This window comes from Nocardioides sp. (assembly GCF_029937575.1).
Taxonomy (GTDB): domain Bacteria; phylum Actinomycetota; class Actinomycetes; order Propionibacteriales; family Nocardioidaceae; genus Nocardioides.
This window is the reverse complement of the sequence record NZ_JAPYPS010000006.1, coordinates 89,950-109,707: the sequence shown is the minus strand read 5'-3', so window position 1 is coordinate 109,707 and position 19,758 is coordinate 89,950. Positions and strand designations below refer to the sequence as shown.

General features: G+C 70.6%; 23 protein-coding genes. 6 read left to right on the top strand and 17 right to left on the bottom strand.

Annotated elements, in window-relative coordinates:
• Nucleotides 1-31 precede the first annotated feature (31 nt).
• From Q1K33_RS04050 to acnA, 9 genes are all read right to left on the bottom strand, one after another.
• Entirely contained in the window at nt 32-979 is a 948-nt protein-coding gene (locus tag Q1K33_RS04050; protein WP_300400888.1) for an SMP-30/gluconolactonase/LRE family protein, read from the bottom strand.
• A 34-nt stretch (nt 980-1,013) separates the two neighbouring features.
• Nucleotides 1,014-1,385, bottom strand: a complete 372-nt coding sequence (locus Q1K33_RS04045; protein WP_300400886.1) for a hypothetical protein — start codon at nt 1,383-1,385, stop codon at nt 1,014-1,016.
• A gap of 34 nt (nt 1,386-1,419) precedes the next feature.
• Complete coding sequence (locus Q1K33_RS04040) at nt 1,420-1,824, bottom strand: YjbQ family protein (protein ID WP_300400884.1); 405 nt, start codon at nt 1,822-1,824, stop codon at nt 1,420-1,422.
• A 4-nt stretch (nt 1,825-1,828) separates the two neighbouring features.
• Nucleotides 1,829-2,401 carry a DUF3105 domain-containing protein gene (locus Q1K33_RS04035; protein ID WP_300400882.1) on the bottom strand — a complete coding sequence of 191 codons (573 nt, stop codon included), beginning with the start codon at nt 2,399-2,401 and terminating at the stop codon, nt 1,829-1,831.
• 127 nt (nt 2,402-2,528) lie between these two features.
• Complete coding sequence (locus Q1K33_RS04030) at nt 2,529-2,831, bottom strand: thiamine-binding protein (protein ID WP_300400879.1); 303 nt, start codon at nt 2,829-2,831, stop codon at nt 2,529-2,531.
• Between the two features lie 31 nt (nt 2,832-2,862).
• Entirely contained in the window at nt 2,863-3,555 is a 693-nt protein-coding gene (locus Q1K33_RS04025) for a hypothetical protein (protein WP_300400876.1), read from the bottom strand.
• 68 nt (nt 3,556-3,623) lie between these two features.
• Entirely contained in the window at nt 3,624-4,166 is a 543-nt protein-coding gene (locus Q1K33_RS04020) for a SigE family RNA polymerase sigma factor (protein ID WP_300400873.1), read from the bottom strand.
• Nucleotides 4,153-5,553, bottom strand: a complete 1,401-nt coding sequence (locus Q1K33_RS04015) for a hypothetical protein (RefSeq protein ID WP_300400870.1) — start codon at nt 5,551-5,553, stop codon at nt 4,153-4,155. The genes Q1K33_RS04020 and Q1K33_RS04015 overlap by 14 nt, the downstream gene beginning before the upstream one ends.
• Nucleotides 5,554-5,701: 148 nt before the next feature.
• Entirely contained in the window at nt 5,702-8,386 is a 2,685-nt protein-coding gene (gene acnA, locus Q1K33_RS04010; protein WP_300400867.1) for an aconitate hydratase AcnA, read from the bottom strand.
• A 194-nt stretch (nt 8,387-8,580) separates the two neighbouring features.
• On the opposite strand from acnA, the gene Q1K33_RS04005 reads away from it, so the two are divergent.
• The 3 genes from Q1K33_RS04005 to Q1K33_RS03995 are packed head-to-tail and all read left to right on the top strand — an operon-like array spanning nt 8,581 to nt 11,187.
• Complete coding sequence (locus Q1K33_RS04005; protein WP_300400865.1) at nt 8,581-9,411, top strand: ABC-2 family transporter protein; 831 nt, start codon at nt 8,581-8,583, stop codon at nt 9,409-9,411.
• A complete protein-coding gene (locus tag Q1K33_RS04000) occupies nt 9,404-10,228 on the top strand; it encodes an ABC-2 family transporter protein (RefSeq protein ID WP_300400863.1) in 825 nt (274 codons plus the stop codon). Before Q1K33_RS04005 ends, Q1K33_RS04000 begins: the two co-directional genes overlap by 8 nt.
• A complete protein-coding gene (locus tag Q1K33_RS03995) occupies nt 10,225-11,187 on the top strand; it encodes an ATP-binding cassette domain-containing protein (RefSeq protein WP_300400861.1) in 963 nt (320 codons plus the stop codon). The genes Q1K33_RS04000 and Q1K33_RS03995 overlap by 4 nt, the downstream gene beginning before the upstream one ends.
• 10 nt (nt 11,188-11,197) lie before the next feature.
• Here the strand turns inward: Q1K33_RS03995 and Q1K33_RS03990 are convergent, their stop codons facing one another.
• From Q1K33_RS03990 to Q1K33_RS03975, 4 genes are read right to left on the bottom strand one after another with little or no spacing between them, the layout of a single operon-like run.
• Nucleotides 11,198-11,989, bottom strand: coding sequence for an aminoglycoside phosphotransferase family protein (locus Q1K33_RS03990; protein WP_300400858.1), 792 nt, complete (start codon nt 11,987-11,989; stop codon nt 11,198-11,200).
• Between the two features lie 31 nt (nt 11,990-12,020).
• Nucleotides 12,021-12,476: a hypothetical protein gene (locus Q1K33_RS03985; protein ID WP_300400856.1), complete on the bottom strand. Its 456-nt coding sequence runs from the start codon at nt 12,474-12,476 to the stop codon at nt 12,021-12,023.
• Nucleotides 12,473-13,522, bottom strand: coding sequence for a TRAM domain-containing protein (locus Q1K33_RS03980; RefSeq protein WP_300400854.1), 1,050 nt, complete (start codon nt 13,520-13,522; stop codon nt 12,473-12,475). Before Q1K33_RS03980 ends, Q1K33_RS03985 begins: the two co-directional genes overlap by 4 nt.
• 40 nt (nt 13,523-13,562) lie before the next feature.
• Complete coding sequence (locus Q1K33_RS03975) at nt 13,563-15,608, bottom strand: APC family permease (protein WP_300400852.1); 2,046 nt, start codon at nt 15,606-15,608, stop codon at nt 13,563-13,565.
• Between the two features lie 55 nt (nt 15,609-15,663).
• Here Q1K33_RS03975 and Q1K33_RS03970 point away from each other — a divergent pair, with 55 nt between their 5' ends.
• Together Q1K33_RS03970 and Q1K33_RS03965 are read left to right on the top strand one after the other, a co-directional pair.
• On the top strand, nt 15,664-16,329 hold the full coding sequence (locus tag Q1K33_RS03970) for a TrkA family potassium uptake protein (protein ID WP_300400850.1): 666 nt from the start codon (nt 15,664-15,666) through the stop codon (nt 16,327-16,329).
• Nucleotides 16,326-16,997 carry a TrkA family potassium uptake protein gene (locus Q1K33_RS03965; RefSeq protein WP_300400848.1) on the top strand — a complete coding sequence of 224 codons (672 nt, stop codon included), beginning with the start codon at nt 16,326-16,328 and terminating at the stop codon, nt 16,995-16,997. The genes Q1K33_RS03970 and Q1K33_RS03965 overlap by 4 nt, the downstream gene beginning before the upstream one ends.
• On the opposite strand, the gene Q1K33_RS03960 is transcribed toward Q1K33_RS03965, so the two are convergent.
• The 4 genes from Q1K33_RS03960 to dut are packed head-to-tail and all read right to left on the bottom strand — an operon-like array spanning nt 16,985 to nt 19,225.
• Nucleotides 16,985-17,707, bottom strand: a complete 723-nt coding sequence (locus Q1K33_RS03960; protein WP_300400846.1) for a DUF3159 domain-containing protein — start codon at nt 17,705-17,707, stop codon at nt 16,985-16,987. The genes Q1K33_RS03965 and Q1K33_RS03960 overlap by 13 nt on opposite strands.
• Nucleotides 17,704-18,066 carry an OB-fold nucleic acid binding domain-containing protein gene (locus tag Q1K33_RS03955; RefSeq protein ID WP_300400844.1) on the bottom strand — a complete coding sequence of 121 codons (363 nt, stop codon included), beginning with the start codon at nt 18,064-18,066 and terminating at the stop codon, nt 17,704-17,706. Before Q1K33_RS03955 ends, Q1K33_RS03960 begins: the two co-directional genes overlap by 4 nt.
• Before the next feature lie 22 nt (nt 18,067-18,088).
• Complete coding sequence (locus Q1K33_RS03950) at nt 18,089-18,730, bottom strand: DUF3710 domain-containing protein (RefSeq protein ID WP_300400842.1); 642 nt, start codon at nt 18,728-18,730, stop codon at nt 18,089-18,091.
• A gap of 15 nt (nt 18,731-18,745) precedes the next feature.
• A complete protein-coding gene (gene dut / locus Q1K33_RS03945) occupies nt 18,746-19,225 on the bottom strand; it encodes a dUTP diphosphatase (protein WP_300400840.1) in 480 nt (159 codons plus the stop codon).
• A gap of 75 nt (nt 19,226-19,300) precedes the next feature.
• Here dut and Q1K33_RS03940 point away from each other — a divergent pair, with 75 nt between their 5' ends.
• On the top strand, nt 19,301-19,753 hold the full coding sequence (locus tag Q1K33_RS03940; RefSeq protein ID WP_300400837.1) for a DUF3093 domain-containing protein: 453 nt from the start codon (nt 19,301-19,303) through the stop codon (nt 19,751-19,753).
• Nucleotides 19,754-19,758 lie beyond the last annotated feature (5 nt).

Here is a 19,758-nt window from a genome sequence, read left to right as displayed (position 1 = left end):
TCGGGGAGTTTACGTGGTCCGGTGGGAGGGGTCACAGGTCCCAGACGGCGACGGCGGCCTCGTGCAGGCTTCCCATCCAGACCCGTCCCTCGTGCTCACGCACTCCGGTGACCATGTGGTAGCTCACGCCGTGCTCGGCGACGTCGATGTCCAGGTCGTGCACCAGCACGCCCTCCCCGTCGTAGGCCTGGACGCGGACGGTCTCCTTCGGCTTGGGCTGCAGCTTGTCGGGCAGCATCGTGGCCAGCTTGCGCAGCTTGACCGGGCCGCGCTGCAGACGCTCCACCACCGGGTCGGTCGGACTGGCGATCGTGACCCAGATCAGCCCGTCGCTCCCGCGGGCGACGTTGTCGGGGTAACCGGGGAGCCCCTGGCAGAGCAGGTCGCGCATGCCGGCGCGGTTGCCGGTGAGCCAACGTCGTACGACGGTCCGCGCGCCGGTCTCGGCGACCACCACGAAGTCCTCGTCCTTCGACAGCGCGACGCCGTTGGCGAAGGCCAGCCCGTCGAGCACCACCGTGATCGTGCCGTCGACGTCGAGCCGCATCAGGCGACCCGTGCGGGTGTGCTGGACGAAGTCGGACTTCCAGTCCTCGATCCCGAACTTCGTCGAGGAGTCGGAGAACCACACCGTCCCGTCGGAGGCGATGGCTGCGTTGTTGCAGAACTTCATCGGCGTGCCGCCCACCTCGGCGGTCACGGCCTCGACGGCACCGTTGGACGTGTCGACGCGCAGCAGGCCACGGTGGGCGTCACAGACGAGCAGGCGACCGTCCAGGTCGATCTCGAGGCCCAGCGGGCGCCCCTGGGTCTGGGCGATCCGGTCGACCTTGCCGCCGTCGTGACTGATCCGGAAGATCGAGCCGTCCTCGGTGCCGGTGAACACCGCGCCCTCGTCGGCGCCGGACAACCCGACGACGACGTCCTCGGCGCCGGGTCCGGGGACGGGAATGACGGAGAAGCTCTCGGCACGGCTCATCCGGCCACCGTAGTGCCCGCCTCGGACACGCCGCTCAGAGGCGCGCGCGGTACCGCGTGCCACGCAGCGCGTCCTCGACGAGGCCGACCTCACGGCGTACGGCGGAGAGGCGCGCGTCCTCGGTGAGCCAGGTCTCCACGGCGGCCTCGATGATGTCCGGCGGGGCGACCTCGCGCAGCTCGGAGCGCGCCTCGCTCAGACCGCGACGACAGGCCGCCTGGCACGCCTCCACGTGCAGCACGGCGAACCGCGCCAGCACCACGATGTGGCGACGCAGCGTGGGGTAGGTGCGGAACTCGGGAGGGCACAGGTCCAGGAGCCAGGCCTCGGCCGTGAGCTCCCACCGTGGCGCATCGGGCGGACGGACGGAGTCGGGCCAGCCGGGAGGGGCGACGAGGCGGTTCATGATCCCAGCATAGTCGAACATGCGTTCGAACGACTCACCCGTGCAGGAAGCTGAACCGCACCTCACGCACGTCGTTGTCGACATTGAGGTCCACCAGGCAGATGCTCTGCCAGGTCCCGAGCGCCAAGCGTCCGTCGAGCACCGGCACGGTCGCGTGCGGGGGCACGATCGCGGGCATCACGTGCGAGCGTCCGTGGCCCGGGCTGCCGTGCCGGTGGCGCCAGCGATCGTCCGCGGGAAGCAGGTCGCCCAGGGCGGCAAGCAGGTCGTCGTCGGAGCCGGCGCCGGTCTCGAGGATCGCGATGCCGGCAGTCGCGTGCGGGACGAAGAGCTGGAGGATGCCGTCGCCCCGCCCTTCGACCACATCTGCACAGTCGGCGGTCAGATCCAGCACGACCTCTCGGTCGCCGGTGCGGTAGGAGCGGGTCTCGGAGTGCACGGGCTCATCCCTCCAGCAGGTCGCTCGGCAGGCCGAGCTCGTCGATGTCGTCCGGGCTCGCTCCCCCGGCGCACGAGGCGAACGGCTCCGGCGCGGTGACGCCGTCGGCGTACTCCTCGAGGAAGAGGTCCAGGCGCGGGTCGTCGACACCGGAAAGGGCGAGCTGGGCCTCCCAGACGGTGACGACCACGGGCGCGTCGAGGCCGACGTACGGCGCCATGATGCCGTTGTCGGGCAGCCTGTCCGCCAACGTCGCGACGTCGTCGCCACTCAGGACGTCGGCGTCGTAGGCGTACCAGAAGGCGCCGTGCTCGAGGTCGTGAACCGCGAGCTCGTCGCGCACCGGCTCGTCGTACACGCCGCAGTCCAGCCAGACCGGGAAGTGCCTGCCGCCGGCGGGCGGCGACGACTCGTAGTCGTCGACGGTCTCGGTGACGTGGTCGGTGCGCAGGGTCGTGTAGGTGTCCACGGCGCTCAGGTCGACCTCAGCGGGCACGGGCTCCTCGTCGTCCATCAGCAGCGGCAGCGCAGCGCCGGCGCCCACGAGGACGACGGCCACCACGACGGCCAGCACCACGCGTGCTCGGTTCCGCCGACGCGGCGGGGGCGGAGGCGGCGGAGGCGGAGGCGGAGGGGGTCCTGGCGGAGGCGGCGGGGGTCCTGGCGGAGGGGGAGGCGGCGGTGGCGGCGACTCGCTCATCGGATCACTCACCCTCCAGCGCACGCTCGAGGCGCTCCAGCTTGGCCGTCATCTCGCCCGTGCGGCCCGGCCGGATGTCGGCCTTGAGGACCAGGCCGACCCGCGGCGAGACCTCGGCGACGACGTCGACGGCACGCTTGACGACGTCCATCACCTCGTCCCACTCCCCCTCGATGTTGGTGAACATCGAGTTGGTCTCGTGCGGGAGTCCGGACTCGCGTACCACTCGGACGGCGGCGGCGACGGCCTCGGCGACCCCGCCGTCCTCGGAGCCGGCGGTCGGGCTGATGCTGAAGGCGACGATCATGGGAGCAACCGTAGTGGGACCGAGGGAAGCACTAGAAGATCTGGTAGCGGCCCTTGGCGAGGAAGTAGCCCTCGTTGGCCTGAGGGTCGACGCAGGTCACGCCGTACTTCTCCATCAGGCACGTCACGCTCGACTTGGGCCAGGTGGCCACGCCGCCGTACCCCAGGGTCGGCGGACCGGGCTCGCGGATCGTGTCACTGTTGCAGACAGGCTGAGGGCCGGCCTCGCCGAACTCGATGCGCCCGACGTTCTGTGACGGCCCGTCGGCCGGACACGAAGCGGGGTCCGGGATCGCACCGGTGCCCAGCTCGCAGGACGGCGGGAGGTACGGCGAGTCGAGGACGCAGTAGATGTTGCCCGTGGGTGAGGCGAAGCGACTGAACTTCTGAGACCCCGAGGCCTGGTCGAACAGGACCAGCGCCTCCTCGTACGTACGCGGCGGGCCGTTGACGGGAGCGGGCTCGGACGGACTCGGGGTCGCCGACGGGGCGCTCGAATCAGTCGGCGTCGAGATCGGCGTCGGGGCCGGGGTCGGCGTCGAGATCGGCGTCGGGGCCGGGGTCGGGGTCGGGGTCTCCGTCGGGGCGACGCTCTCGCTGGCGTTCGGCGTCGGAGATTCCTGCGCCGCAGGCTCCGCCGGCTCACCGTCGCTGCAGCCGACAAGCGCCAGAGCCAGGGCGAGGGCGACCGCGGCAAGGGGCGCACGGGCAAGTCCGGAGGTCACCAGGCCATGGTGAGCGCTCAGGCGACGCGGGTCCAGACGCCTGGCCGTCGTTGGATGAAGCGATCACCTCATCGGAGACCACCGCGCCCCGGCGCGGCCACTCGTGACGCGCCAGGCCGACCTCGGTCGCCCAACGCCGGCATCCGCTCCCGCAGCACGCGCAGGGCATCGCGTGTCTGGGACTTCACGGTGCCGACCGCGATGCCGAGCGAGTCCGCCGTCTCCGCCTCCGAGAGGTCCTCGAAGTAGCGCAGGACGATCACCGCGCGCTGACGAGGGGCAAGCCCGGCCAGAGCTCGCCGCAGGTCCTCGCGGGCCGCGACGTCCGGATCCTGCAGCGCACCGTCCGGAAGGTCGTCGCTGCTGATCTCGCGCCACCTCCGGCGTCGCCACCGCGACACGCTCTCCCGCGCCAGGATGCGTCGTACGTAGGGCTCGGGGTTGTCGGAGATCTTGCGCCAGTGCGGCACCGCCTTGATCAGCGCCGCCTGCACCAGGTCCTCGGCGTCGGCATGCTGACCCGTCAGGAGGTACGCCGTGCGCAGCAGCGCGCGGCGTCGGCCACGGACGAACTCCTCGAAGTCGACGCGCTCTGCCTCAGAGCCGGACACGGAACCTCCAGAAGGCCGCGCCGGCCAGGGTGACCAGCAGGCCACCACCGAGCCAGAGGATCCGGCGTGGGTCGCCGGGACCGTCGGGCTCCGCGGCCGCGAAGGTGGGCGCCTGCAAGGCGTCGGCGGCGACCTGGGGCTGCATCCCGTAGGCCTGCGGGAGGGTGACGAGGGGCTCGGTGAATCCGAGGGTGACGTCGGTGACGTCGATGACCTCGTAGCCGTCGCCTGCGGCCACGACGAGGTGGTCGTTGTCGCGCCATCCGACGACGGCGGCCTCGACGGAGGAGACAGACGAGACGCTGCCGGTCATCGTTTCCCCGTCCTCCTGCTGCTCGATCACGACCGGCTCGACCTTGCGGGTCGTCCCTGCCCCGGCGCCGGTCGCCGGCCCCACGACGACCGGGCCGGCCAGGTTGCTGACCGTGTGCGGACCGTCGGGGTCCTTGTTGGTGGCCAGGCGCCGGCCGTCGGGACTCAGGAACACCGGGCTGTCCGTCGCGACGTCGAGGCGCGGTCCGGGCTCGGTCTCGCCGTCGGCGGAGACGATGACGAAGGTACGGCGCCCGGTCGTCACCACGACCCGGTCACCCGCAGGGGCCGACTCGAACAGGTCGGGGTAGCTGCTGCGCGGCAGGCCCGCGTCAGCCGCACCGGTCTTCAGGTTCCAGCGGAGCAGGACTGGCCGGGTGGAGGTGGAGGACCCTTCCTCGAAGGTGAGGTACTGCGAGTACCGCATCACCAGCGTGTCACCGATCCAGGTGAAGTCGTCGACCTCGAGCCCGTGATCGGTCGGGATCCGCTGCTCGGTCGTCGTCCCGGTGACGGTGTCGAGGACCGCGAGCCCGACGACCGGATCCCCCCGGAACGTGTTGGCTTCCTCATCGGTCTCGCCCGTCAGCAGGTAGGCGACCCGCTCGCCATCCGCCGACAGCTTGACGCCGGGGTCGACGTCGTAGGTCTCGGCCCGGGACTCCAGGTCGAGGAACGCGTAGTCGCCCGTCGGCGTCACGCCGGTGACGCCCAGGGTCGAGTCTCCCCAGAACGTCCGGCGCTCCGCCCCCACCAGCGCCGCCAGCGGACCGATGGGACCGGTCTCCTCCGTGCCGTTGGCCCACGGACTCGCCAAGTAGAGCTCATCGGGCAGCGCCAGGGTGGTGTCGGCATCCGCGGCGGGGAGTTCCGGCCCGCTGGTGGCGTCGACCACGACGGTGGCGAGGGACCCGACCGCCAGGACCAGCACAGCGGCGAACGACGCCGACGCGACCTGGCGCCGCCGCTGCAGCCGCTTACCGCGCTTCCAGAGGTCGGCGTCGAGGTCGCCGGTGGCCCCGCTCGCGGGGACGTCGTCGGCCAGCTCGTTCAACCGGTCGTGGAGTGTGGTCATGGTGTCCTGTTCTCGCCTCAGGATTCTCTACCCGTACCCACGCCGCCAGGTCACCTGTAGGAGGGGTCCGAGCACGAGCTCTTTCCCCGTACGACGAAGGCCCGCCCCGACCGGAGTCGGAGCGGGCCTTGGTGATCAGACCTGCAGGTCAGGCCTTGAGCAGGCTCCGCAGGACGTACTGCATGATCCCGCCGTTGCGGTAGTAGTTGGCCTCACCGGGGGTGTCGATCCGGACGACTGCCTCGAACTCGACGTCGTCACCGTCGCCGGAGGCCACGACCTTGACCGTCTTCGGCGTCGAACCCTCGTTGAGGGCGGTGATCCCCGAGATCGAGAACGTCTCGGTGCCGTCCAGGCCCAGCGAGTCGGCGTTCTCGCCCGCCGGGAACTGCAGCGGGATGACCCCCATACCGATCAGGTTGGAGCGGTGGATCCGCTCGTAGGACTCGGCGATGACGGCCTTGACCCCCAGCAGCGCGGTGCCCTTGGCGGCCCAGTCGCGCGAGGACCCCGAGCCGTACTCCTTGCCGCAGAGGACGACCAGCGGCGTGCCGGCGGCGGCGTACGCCTCGGAGGCCTCGTAGACCGAGGTCACCGGCGCGTCGGCCTGCGTGAAGTCGCGGGTGAAGCCGCCCTCGGTGCCCTCGGCCAGCTGGTTGCGCAGCCGGATGTTGGCGAACGTGCCGCGGATCATGACCTCGTGGTTGCCCCGGCGCGAGCCGTAGGAGTTGAAGTCACGCTGACCCACGCCGTTCTCGGCGAGGTACTTGCCGGCCGGGCTGTCCTTCTTGATCGCACCGGCGGGGCTGATGTGGTCGGTGGTCACCGAGTCACCCAGCTTGAGCAGCACCCGTGCGCCCTCGATGTCGGTCACGGCCTCCGGCTCGGCCGGCATGCCGTCGAAGTACGGAGGCTTGCGGACGTAGGTCGACTCGCTGTCCCACTCGAAGGTCTTGCCCTCGGGGGTGGGCAGCGAGCGCCACTGCTCGTCACCGGCGAAGACGTCGGCGTAGCGGTCGTCGAACATCTCGGAGTTGATCGCTCCCGCGATGACCTCCTCGACCTCGGACGGGCTCGGCCAGATGTCCTTGAGGAACACGTCGTTGCCGTCGGTGTCCTGGCCCAGCGCGTCGTTGAACAGGTCGACGTCCATCGACCCGGCCAGCGCGTAGGCCACGACCAGGGGCGGGCTGGCGAGGTAGTTCATCTTGATGTCGGGGTTGATCCGACCCTCGAAGTTGCGGTTGCCCGACAGCACACTGGTCACCGCCAGGTCGGCCTCGTTGACCGCGGCGCTGACCTCGGGGATCAGCGGGCCGGAGTTGCCGATGCAGGTCGTGCAGCCGTAGCCGACGAGGTTGAAGCCGAGCTTGTCGAGGTACGGCGTGAGGCCGGACTTCTCGTAGTAGTCGGAGACGACCTTGGAGCCGGGTGCGAGCGTGGTCTTGACCCACGGCTTGCGGGCCAGGCCCTTCTCGACGGCCTTCTTCGCCAGCAGCGCTGCGCCGATCATCACCGACGGGTTGGACGTGTTGGTGCACGAGGTGATGGCCGCGATCGTGACGGCACCGTGGCCGATGGTCACCGGTTGGCCGTCGATCTCGAAGTCGATCGTCTTGTCGGGCGCGTCGGTGTAGTCCTTGAGCGCCTCGACGAACTTCGGGCCGGCCTCGGTGACGGCCACCCGGTCCTGGGGACGCTTGGGCCCGGCGAGGCTCGGGACGACGGTGGAGACGTCGAGCTCGAGCTGCTCGGAGTAGCGCGGCTCGGCAGCGGGGTCGTGCCAGAGGCCCTGCTCCTTGGCGTAGGCCTCGACCAGGGCGAGCTGCTCGGCGGAGCGTCCGGTCAGCTTGAGGTAGTCGATGGTCTGCTCGTCGATGGGGAAGACCGCGATGGTCGAGCCGAACTCCGGGCTCATGTTGCCAATCGTGGCGCGGTTGGCCAGCGGCAGCGCCGAGACGCCGGGGCCGTAGAACTCGACGAACTTGCCGACGACGCCGTGCTGGCGCAGCATCTCGGTGATCGTGAGGACCAGGTCGGTGGCGGTCGCACCCTCGGGCAGGTCGCCGTTGAGCTTGAAGCCGACCACGCGCGGGATCAGCATCGAGACGGGCTGGCCCAGCATCGCGGCCTCGGCCTCGATGCCGCCGACGCCCCAGCCGACGACGCCGATGCCGTTGACCATGGTGGTGTGGGAGTCGGTGCCGACGCAGGTGTCGGGGTAGGCCTGCAGCTCACCGTCCACCTCGCGCGTGAAGATCGTGCGCGCCAGGTGCTCGATGTTGACCTGGTGCACGATGCCGGTGCCCGGGGGGACGACCTTGAAGTCGTCGAAGGCGCCCTGGCCCCAGCGCAGGAACTGGTAGCGCTCGCGGTTGCGCTCGTACTCGATCTCGACGTTGCGCTCGAAGGCTCCGGGCGTGCCGAAGACATCGGCGATGACGGAGTGGTCGATGACCATCTCGGCCGGCGCGAGCGGGTTGATCTTGGCGGGGTCTCCCCCGAGGTCGGCCATCGCCTCGCGCATCGTGGCGAGGTCGACGACGCAGGGGACGCCGGTGAAGTCCTGCATGATCACGCGCGCCGGCGTGAACTGGATCTCCTTGCTCGGGTCCGCGTCCGCGTCCCAGCCGGCGATCGCCTTGATGTCGTCGGCGGTGATGTCGGCACCGTCCTCGGTGCGCAGGAGGTTCTCCAGGAGCACCTTGAGGCTGAACGGGAGACTGTCCACGTCCAACCCGTCGCCACTCACGGCGTCGAGGCGGAAGATCTCGTAGGCCTTCCCGTCCACGTCCAGGGTGCCCTTGGCACCGAAGCTGTCCTGACTGGCCATCAGTCGTCTCCTCGTCGTGTGGGTCTCGAACCTCGGTGGCCATCTTGCCGCCGCACCATCGGGCGGCGGTAGTAAGGGATGCCTAACCGGTCCGAATCAATCTGTCTTGACATCAAGATACACGACATCAAGTCATTTTTCACGGTAGCGCCCGGATCGCTCCAGGGCCACTCGTCGCGTAGGCTCCCGCGTTTGTGCCCACCTCGATCCAGACCACCGGGCGCACCTCCTGGCGGCCCTACTGGCGGATCCTCGTCGCGGGCTTCCGCCGCCAGTCGACGTACCGGCTCGCGGCCCTCGGCGGGCTGATCGCCAACACCACCTTCGGCCTGCTGAAGGTCGCGATCCTCTTCGCCACCGTCCGTGCCGCCGGCGGCGACCTCAACGGCTACGACATCGGCACCATCAGCGCCTACATCTGGATCTCGCAGGGGCTGCTCGGCTCGGTCAACCTCAACGGCCGCAGCGACATCGCCACCCGGATCAAGGACGGCGGCATCGTCGTCGACTTCCTCCGACCTCTCAGCGTGCAGGCCGCGAGCGTCGCCACCGAGGTCGGCCAGTCGATCTTCGCGCTGATCCCCCGCGGTCTGCCGACCGTGAGCATCGGTGTCCTCGTGGTCGGGATGAACGTCCCCTCCGCGGCCTCGGGCTACCTGCTCGGTGCCCTCAGCCTGCTGCTCGGCATCGTCGTGTCCGCCACCACGGTCTACCTCGTCGCCGCGGCCGGCTTCTGGCTGGTCGAGACCCGCGGCCTCCAGATCCTCTACATGGTCGTCTCGGGCTTCTTCGCCGGACTCTTCGTGCCGATCGACCTCTTCCCGAACGCCCTGCGGATCGTGGCCGAGTGCACGCCGTTCCCGTCGATGCTGATGTACCCCGTCGACGTCCTCTCCGGACGCGTCGTCGGCATGGATGCGCTCGGCCTGGTGGGCCTCCAGGTCCTCTGGCTGGTGCTCACGGCCCTGGCCGGGCACCTGATGACACGCGCAGGCCGTCGCAAGCTGGAGGTGCAGGGTGGCTGACCCGACCTCCCCGCTGGTCACCCTGACCCGGCCCTACCGCGCCGTGCTCTCCTCCCGGATCCGTTCGCAGCGCAGCTACCGCGCCAACTTCACCATCGACCTCGTCAGCTCGCTGCTCGTCGGCATCGTCGAGCTCGCCGAGGTCGGCGTGCTGTTCCTTAACGTCGACCGGCTCGGCGGTCTCGAGTTCACCCAGATCCTCATCGTCTTCGGCCTGGCCGATCTCGCCTTCTCCGTCGCCGACCTCGCGTTCGGGCACTGCGACAACCTGCCGACGTACCTGCGCGCGGGCACGCTCGACGTGTTCTACCTGCGCCCCCAGCCGCTGCTGCTCCAGCTGATCACCTCCAACATCTCGCTGCGACGTCTGGCGCGGGCCATGGTGGGACTCGCCTCGCTGGTGACCGGCCTCGTGCTGGCCGACGTCGACTGGTCGTTCGCCGCGGTGGCGCTGCTGCTCGTCTCGGCGCTGAGCGGCATCGCCACGTTCGCGGCCATGTTCGTGTGGGCCGCGGGGGCGCAGTTCTTCCTGATCGACGGCGCCGAGGCCACCAATGCGTTCGTGTACGGCGGCCGGTACGCCGCCAGCCAGCCCGCGAGCGTGTGGAACCGGCCGCTCAAGGTGGTCTTCGGGTTCTTCTTCCCGATGGCCTTCACCGCCTACCTGCCGACAGTGACCCTGCTCGGGCTTCCCGGCACCGACCTGATGCCGTCGTGGCTGGGCTGGTGCGCCCCGCTCGCGGCGATCTTCACCTGGGCGATGGCCCTGCTGTCGTGGCGCATCGGCGTCCGGCACTATCGAGGAGGCGGCGGATGAGCACTGACACTGCGATCATCGAGACGCGGGAGCTGGGTCGCGACTTCAAGGTCCGCGACGGGGTACGGCGTCGTACCCTCACCGCCGTCGACGACCTCAGCGTCTGCGTCGGCGCCGGCGAAGCGGTCGGCTACATCGGCGCGAACGGCGCCGGGAAGTCGACGACCATCAAGATGCTCTGCGGCATCCTGGTGCCGACCCGGGGCTCCGTCACGACCTGCGGCCTGCGGCCCGTGGCGGACCGCCGGGAGCTGGCGCGACAGGTGGGCGTGGTCTTCGGTCAGCGCACCCAGCTGTGGTGGGACCTGCCGGTGCGGGAGTCGTTCACGATCCTGGCCGCCATCCACGGCCTCGGCCGCACGGCGGAGACCGCACGCACCGAGGAGCTCGTCGACCGACTCGAGCTCGCGGAGTTCCTCGGGACCCCGGTGCGCCAGCTCTCCCTCGGCCAGCGGATGCGCGCCGAGGTCGCCGCCGCCCTCCTGCACTCCCCCAGGCTGGTGATCCTCGACGAACCCACGATCGGCCTCGACGTGCTCTCCAAGCAGCGGCTGCGCGAGTTCCTCGTCGCCGAGCGCACCGTCCACGGCACGACCCTGCTGCTCACCACCCACGACATGGGTGACGTCGAGCGGCTCTGCGACCGGATCCTGCTGGTGGACCGAGGTCGCCTGGTCTGGGACGGCACCCTCGCCGGGCTGTCGCGCACGGTCGGCGCGCAGCGGGTGCTCGTCGTCGACCTGGCCGCTTCCACCCCGGACCTCGTCGACGTCCCCTCCACCCAGCACCTCGGCAGCGAGGGAGGCGGGCTCCGCCAGCGGCTCGCCTTCGACCCGGACACGACCACGGCGGCCAAGGTGCTCGCCGCGGTCTCGGAGCGGGTCGAGGTGCTCGACCTCGCCGTCGAGGAGCCGGACGTCGAGGACGTCGTCCGACGGGTGTACGCCGCGCGGCGCTGACGAGACCCGGCTACTCGATCAGGTGCCGATGCTCCTCGATCCACGCCGCCTCCCGCTCCTCGCCCTCCAGCGCGCCCTCGGCGACCCAGGTGCGCTGGGGCTCCTGGCCCTGCTCGGCGAGCGAGCCCATCAGGCGGATCGTGTCGCGCACGCGACCCGCCGTGGCCGCGACGACGTCGAACGCCGGCAGGTCGCCGTACGCCTCGACGAACGTCGCCACCCGCGCCCGCCGGTCGGGCACCTCGGGGAAGTGATGCCACGCCAGCGCCATCTCGTCGGAGCGCAGCGGGGCGAACCAGCGCAGTGCGTAGGAGACGTCGTGCAGGCGTGGACCCGGGTGGAGGTAGTCCCAGTCGATCAGGGCCACGGCCTCCTGGTCGCGCCAGACGAAGTTCCACGGCCCCGGGTCGCCGTGGCAGAGGACGCGGTCCTCACCCGCGGCGACCGGCACAGGCGGCGCACCCCAGACCGCGTCCGCCGGCGGCACCCAGTCGGCGCTCGCGTCGTGGATGCGGCGCAGCAGCCGGGCGGCCGAGGCGAGACCGGCGTCGGTGTGCTGGTGGTACCACCCGTCACCTCCGTCCGCACCCTCGACGAAGCGCAGCGTCTCGACTCCGTCGACGACACCGATCGGCTCGGGCACGCAGTCGAGCCCCTGGCCCCGCAGGTGGCGCAGGAGACTGTGCCCGGTCGCGGTCCCCGGCGTCGCCGGGCGCGCGACCACGCCGTCGACGATCCGGACGTCGCGGTACTCCTCGTTGACGTCGGCGGCTCGGTCCAGTCGGCCCATCTCGTCGCTCACCCGGCAACCCTCGGCGTCGCCGTCCGGCGCGTCAACCGGTTTGCGCCGCGACGAGCAGCCGTTCGACGAGGTCCGCCAGGGCCGGTACGGCGACCTCGGCAGGCAGGCCCGGGAGCTCGGCCGCGGCGGCAGCCGCTTCCACCTCGCCGAGGCCGTGCAGCACGTCGGCCAACGGGACGGCTTCGATGTCGGCGGCGACCAGTCGGCCCAGGACGTCGAGGTCCACCGTCACGTCGACGCAGCCGCCCTCGTCGGGCAGCTGCGCACGGAGCTGTCGCCAGAGCCCCGGGAGCGTCGTCGAGACCGACTCCGTCGTCGCGCACCACACGAGCTGCACCGCCTCGTCCGGAGCCGGCCACGGCGACGGCCACTCCCCGACGAGATCGTCGACCACGGGCTCCTGTCCGTCGCCGCGCGCGAACGGGCCGGCGCACAGCACCGGGTCGAGCACGGCCTCGGCCAACCTCGCCAGGAGGGGCCGGCTCATCTCGGCGCCAGCAGCGCGACGCACTCCACGTGGTGGGTCATCGGGAAGACGTCGAAGGCGCGCAGCGAGACCAGCGCGTAGCCGTGCTCGGCGAAGATCGCCACGTCACGCGCCAGTGCCGCGGGGTCGCAGGCCACGTAGGCGACCGCGCGGGGGGTGCGGGCCACGACCTGCTCGACCACCGTGCGCTTGGCGCCCTCGCGCGGAGGATCGAGCACCACGAGGTCGAAGGCCCCGTCGTACGACGCCGCCAGCACCTCCCCCACGTCGCCGGCGGTCGCCTCGATGCCGGGGGCGTTCGTGATGCTCAGGCGCGAGGCGCGACGATCACCCTCCACGGCCACGACGCGGCCGGACTCGCCGACGCGGTCCTGCAGGAAGCGCGCGAACAGCCCCACCCCGGCGTACAGGTCCAGCGCCGACTCGCCAGGCTGCGGGTCGAGGACGCCGAGCACCGCCTCCACCAGGGCGTCGGGCGCCCCGGGGTGTACCTGCCAGAAGCCACCGTCGGCGACCTCGAAGTCGATCCCCATCGCCACGTGGCGTGGGCCGTGTGGTGCTTCGAGCAGGCACTCGTCGACCGGCACCAGCTCGTGCGAGCGGTGCTTGCGCATCGCCTTGCCGCCGTCGGGGCGCTCGACGTAGCGCTGCCGGGTGCGCCAGCGCAGCCCCTCGTCGTCCCCGGGCACCTGCTCGACGGTCACGGCGACGTCGAGACCGGCCAGCCGACGCAGCTGCTCGGAGACGACCTCGCCCTTGAGGGAGCGCTGCCGGCCGCGGGACACGTGCTGGAAGTCGCAGCCCCCGCAGGCGTCGGGGCCCGCGTAGGGACATGGTGCGGGGACCCGGTCGGGCGAGGCGCTCAGCACCTCGACCGCGTCGGCGCGCCAGAAGGTGTCGCCCGTCGCCCCCTCGGTCACCTCGATGACGACGCGTTCCCCGGGCAGGGAGTGCCGCACGAAGACCGCCCGCCCGTCCAGGCGCGCGACGCAGAAGCCGCCGTGCGCGATAGGCCCGACCTCGACCTCCGCGCGGGTGCCGACCATCGAGGTGCCACGTGGACGCCGAGGTCGGTGCCGACGACGCTCAGCCACGGCGACCGGGATCGCGTCGCTCGTCGACCTGGCCGCGGCGCAGGTCACCGGGGCGGACCCGGAAGTCCTCGCGCTCCTCGCGCTCGCGGGCGATCTCCGAGGAACGCAGCTGGTAGGGCACCGACGTGACCATGACGCCGGGACTGAACAACAACCGACCCTTGAGGCGCAGGGCCGTCTGGTTGTGCAGCAGCTGCTCCCACCAGCGGCCCACGACGTACTCCGGGATGTAGACCGCCACGACCCCGCGCGGGTTGCTCTTCCGGATCTCCGCGACGTACTGGAGGATCGGTCGGACCAGCTCGCGGTACGGCGAGTGCAGCACCTTGAGCGGGACGCCGAGGTTGCGCTCGTCCCAGGCATCGATCAGCCGGTTGGTCTCGACCGGATCGGTGGCGACGTAGATGCCCTCGAGCACGTTGGGACGCGAGGCCTTGGCGAAGGCCAACGCCCGCAGCGTCGGCTTGTGGATCTTGGAGACGAGCACGACGGCGTGCACCCGGGTCGGCAGCACCTTGTCGTCCTCGTCGGCCGCCAGCTCGAGCTGGACCTTGTCGTAGTGGCCCTTGATCGCACGCATCACCGCGAAGAAGAACAGCATGGCGAGGATGGTGATCCAGGCGCCGGCGAGGAACTTGGTGATCAGCACGACCACGAGCACCACGGAGGTGAAGCTCAGCCCGACCGCGTTGATGACCCTGGAGCGGTAGATCTTGCCGCGACGATCGGGGTCGCGCTCGGTGGTCAGCTCACGGGTCCAGTGCTTGATCATCCCCAGCTGGCTGAGGTTGAAGGAGATGAAGACGCCGACGATGTAGAGCTGGATCAGCTTGGTGACCTCCGCGTCGAACGCGATGATCAGCACGATCGCCATCCCGGCCAGGAACAGGATGCCGTTGGAGTAGGCCAGCCGGTCACCCCGAGAGCCCAGGGCGCGTGGGGCGTAGCCGTCCTTGGCGAGGATCGAGCCGAGGACCGGGAAGCCGTTGAACGCCGTGTTGGCCGCCAGCACCAGGATGATGCCGGTCACGGTGACCACGAAGTAGAAGCCTGGGCTGAAGTCGAGGAAGACCGCCCGAGCGATCTGGGCGATCACAGCGTGCTGGTCGTAGTCCTCGGGCAGCGGCGCGCCGTCGAAGTAGGTCATCCGGTCGAACTCGCGCGGGTCGACGTAGCGCAGGCCCATCTTCTTGGCGAGCACGATGATGCTCACCATCATCGTGATCGCGATCATGCCGAGCAGCAGCAGCGTCGTCGCGGCGTTGCGACTCTTGGGCCGCTTGAAGGCCGGCACGCCGTTGGAGATGGCCTCGACCCCCGTCAGCGCCGCACATCCCGACGAGAACGCCCGAGCCAGCAGGAAGAGCAGCCCCAGCGTGGTGACCGCGCCCTCGTACTCGGGCGCCGGGGAGATCACGAGGTCGGCGCTCTCGACGTCCGGCAGCGTGCCTGCCACCAGCTGGAAGAACCCGAAGAGGCACATCCCGAGGATCGCGAACATGAACGCGTAGGTCGGCCAGGCGAAGAACGAGCCGGACTCACGGATCCCGCGCAGGTTGCTGGCCGTCAGCAGCAGCACCATCGCCGAGGCGAAGAGTGCCTCGTGGCCCTGCAACCAGCCGACGGCCGAGGCGGCGTACTGCGCTGCCGAGGAGATGGAGACCGCCACCGTGAGGATGTAGTCGACCAGCAGGGCGCTGGCCACGGTGGTGCCCGCCGTCTTGCCGAGGTTGACCTGCGCCACCTCGTAGTCGCCACCGCCGCTCGGGTAGGCGTGCACCGTCTGCCGGTAGGAGGCGATCACCGCCGCCATCACGATCGCGACGGCGATCGCGATCTTCCACGACCAGACGTAGTACGACGCTCCGGCCAGCGAGAGCATGATGAAGACCTCGTCGGGGGCGTAGGCCACCGAGGAGAGCGCGTCACTGGCGAAGACGGGAAGGGCGATGCGCTTGGGCAGCAGGGTCTCCCCCAGCTGCGCACTCCGAAGCTTGCGTCCCAGCAGAATGCGCTTGGAGACGTCACCGACACCCACGGGCGGAACCCTACGGGACGCCGCCCCCGAACGCCGCTGCCGCTACGGTGAACCCGTGCATGTTGTGATCATGGGTTGTGGACGTGTCGGCTCCACGCTCGCCCGTAGCCTCGAGGACCGCAACCACACCGTGGCCGTGATCGACAGCGACCCGGACGCGTTTCGCCGACTCGGCCCGGCGTTCAACGGCGACAAGGTCACCGGGTACGGCTTCGACCAGCAGGTGCTGGAGAAGGCCGGCATCAAGCGCGCCGACGCCTTCGCCGCTGTCTCCAGCGGCGACAACTCCAACATCATCGCCGCCCGGGTCGCCCGCGAGACGTTCGGCATCCAGCAGGTCGTGGCCCGCATCTACGACCCCGGCCGCGCCGAGGTCTACCAGCGCCTCGGCATCACGACGGTCGCCACCGTCAAGTGGACCGCCGACCAGGTGCTGCGCCGGATCCTGCCCGCCGGGGCCGAGCCCGACTTCCGCGACCCCAGCGGCACCATCCGGGTCGACCAGGTGCCGGTGCCCGAGGTGTGGGTCGGGCAACGCACCGTCGACTTCCAGACGCAGACCCAGTGCCGCATCGCCTGGATCGACCGCCTCGGCGAGGGCATGCTGCCCAACCGCGAGTCCGTCATCCAGGAGGGCGACCTCATCCACCTGGTGATGCGCGAGGAGAACGCCGCCCGCGCCTACAAGGTGATCCAGAACGGTCCGGAGGAGTCCTCATGAGAGTCGCCATCGCCGGAGCGGGCGCCGTGGGCCGTTCGATCGCGCGCGAGCTGATCCACAACGGCCACGAGGTGCTGCTGATCGACAAGAACCCGCGGTCGGTGATGCCGGACCGTGTCCCGGACGCCGAGTGGCTTCTCGCCGACTCGTGCGAGATGTCCTCGCTCGAGGAGGCGCGCCTCGACACCTGCGACGTGGTGATCGCCGCGACCGGTGACGACAAGGCCAACCTCGTGACCGCGCTGCTGGCCAAGACCGAGTTCGGCGTCCCGCGCACCGTCGGCCGGGTCAACCACCCCAACAACGAGTGGCTCTTCACCGAGGCCTGGGGCGTCGACGTCAACGTCTCGACTCCCCGGATCATGTCGGCGCTCGTCGAGGAGGCCGTCACGGTCGGCGACCTGGTGCGGCTGTTCACCTTCCGTCAGGGCAACGCCAACCTGGTCGAGATGACGTTGCCCGAGGACTCGCCGTACGTCGGCAAGCCGATGGGGCTGATCCCGTTTCCCGACAACTGCGCCCTGGTCACGATCCTGCGCGACGGCCAGGTCTACGTGCCCGACAGCGAGCAGCCGGTCGAGGCCGGCGACGAGCTGTTGTTCGTCGTCCCCGCCGAGGGCGAGGACGAGCTCGAGCGGCTGCTCGCGCCGTCGAGTCACCCTTCCTGAGGGCTGCTCTCCTGGACGATGGGCGTCGCGTTGCGGGCCAGCAGCCAGATCATCGCCGACCAGGAGGCGATCCGCAGCGGCCACCCGAGCCCGTAGCGCAGGCCTGCGATGATCCCCACCGCCACGTCCGCGTCGACGATGTCGCGCCAGCCGAGGAACCACACGGGCCCCTGGAGCAGCACCCCGATCGCGCCCGGCGCGGCGAGCAGCAGGGTGAGCCGCGAGCAGAGCCTCACGATCTGCTTGTCGTCGTGCCAGGCGGTCGGATCGCCGGTGACGCTGCCGACCATGAACCCCACCACCGGCCACCCGGCGAAGGACGAGCCGAAGAGCACGATCGTGTAGACGAGGCTGTAGATGATGCCGGGCAGGAAGAACGCCAGCGCCTGGTCGGACTCGGAGCCTCCCGAGGAGGCGGCGATCCGGACGAACAGGTAGCCGATGCCGATCGAGAACAAGGCGTTGAAGATGTACTGCAAGGGGCCCCGCTGGAGCAGTCGCAGCGCGGCGGCGACGCCGACCGCCACCAGGCTCAGGACCAGGGCGAGCTGGAGGTCCTTGGTCGGGAGCCAGACGGCGGTGAACAGGATGCCGGGGACGCCGGCCTCGATCATGCCGCGTCGGCCGCCGAGGGCGGTCGCCATCTGGCTGCGCACGAGGGCCTCGACGGTGGCGACGGTCGGGCCGGGAGCCTGCTCCTGCTCGCTCACGACATCAGCTCGTAGCGCGGGTTGTACACGATCCGTACGCCGTCCTGACGGCCGACGCGGCCACGGACCCGCATCGAGCGGCCGGGGTCGATGCCGGCGATCCGTCGGCGTCCGAGCCAGACGAGGGTGATGACGCCGGAGCCGTCGTACAGCTCGGCCTCCAGAGCGGGCACCCCACCACGCGGCCGAACCGTCAGGGAACGGATCGTCCCCTGCAGGGTGACCAGGGTGCGGTCGACGGCGTCACCGATGCACACGTCGCCCTCGCCGACGTACTGGGCGCGCAGGTCTCGGGCGTCCTGGTCGTCGTTGTTGGCCCACTTGCTGATCGTGCGGCGCAGTCTGCTCTTCTCGGCCATGGCTGGCTCCGCTCCCCGCCGCTCAGGCGGGCGGGCTGACCCGTCGAGCCTGGTCAGGCAGGATCAGCGGCAACGGCTCACCGACGGGAAGCGCGTGCGCGCCTCGTCGCACGGCCACGCGGGTGAGGACGTCCTCCCACTGCGCCGAGTCCTCAGCGTCCGGCTCGATCGCCGGGCGCCCGAGCATCGTGGCCCGCAGCAACCAGCGCGGACCGTTGATCCCGACGATGCGCGACGGCTGGGTCGCCGTGCCGCCCTCGGGTCGCTGCACCTTCATCTGGCACAGCAGCTCGGTGCCGAAGCGACCCTCGCGCTCGGTGGCGGTCCCGCCGCGCTGGGCGGTGTCGGCAGCGATCTGGGGCCGCACGTCGTTCCAGAGGTCTCCGTTGCGCGGCGCAGCGAAGGCTCGGATCTCGATGGCACCGTCGGCCCCCGCCAGCATCACCGACTGCACGTTGCCCGAGGAATCGTCGACCTGCAGCCGCAGCTCGCGGCCCTCCTCCGGGGCGATCAGCAGGGAGCCGAGATCGACGCGCTCGACACCGTCGTCCGGCAGGTCGTCGGCGTCGTAGGGGCCAGGGGGCGTCTCGACCTGGGATGCCTCGGAGGAGGCGCCCTCAGGGCTCTCGGCGTCGCCGGTGGCGGACTTGCGACGGAACTTCACGAACTCACTCCTGACTCACGAAGGGGTCCCGGATCCGAAACCCCCGGTAGAACCGTAGCCCCCGTCGCCACGCTCGCTCTCGGGGAGTCGTTCCACCTCGGTGAACGCAGCCCGCTCGACCCGCTGGATCACCAGCTGGGCGATCCGGTCGCCACGACGCAGCACGACCGGCTCGCGGGCGTCGTGGTTGACCAGCAGCACCTTGATCTCGCCCCGGTAGCCGGCGTCGACGGTGCCGGGCGTGTTGACGATCGACAGCCCGTGACGCACCGCCAGGCCCGAGCGCGGATGCACGAGGGCGACGTACCCCTCGGGCAGCGCAACCGCTATCCCCGTCGGGACGAGGACGCGCTCCCCCGGCGCCAGGGTGACGTCGGTGGTGGTCATCAGGTCGGCGCCGGCGTCGCCGGCGCGGGCGTACGACGGGAGCGGCAGCTCAGGATCGAGCCGGAGAACCTGCACAGCCAGGTCCGTGGGAACGGGGTTCGGGTTCACGTGCGCGACCTTAGTGGGCCGAGGAGCAGCCGGGCCCGGTGACTCGACCACCGTCCCGGGTGGGAGAATCGCCCTGTGACCACGACCGCCGCCCATCGCGAGCGGCTGCACGTCCCCCTGCGGTGGTGGGTCCAGGGCACGATGCTCGTCGCGACCCTGTGGCTCGCGCTCGTCGTGGCGATCCCGGGGCACATCGCCTGGAGCGTCACGGCGGTGTGCCTGCTCCTGCTGGCGGCCTTCTTCGCCCGGTACGGCGGTGTCGAGGTGAGGGTCGAGGACGGCGAGCTGCGGGTCGGGCGTGCCCACATCGCAGCCCAGCACCTCGGGCCCGCGGTGGCGTTGGACGCCGAGCAGACGCGCCGTACGGCGGGCGTGGAGGCCGACGCGCGCGCCTACCTCGTGCTGCGGCCCTACCTCGACCGGGCTGTTCGGCTCCGGATCGACGACCCGGTCGACCCGGCGCCGTACTGGTTGATCGCCACACGTGATCCCGATGGGCTCGCTGCTGCCATCAACGCCATGCTCTAGGGTCG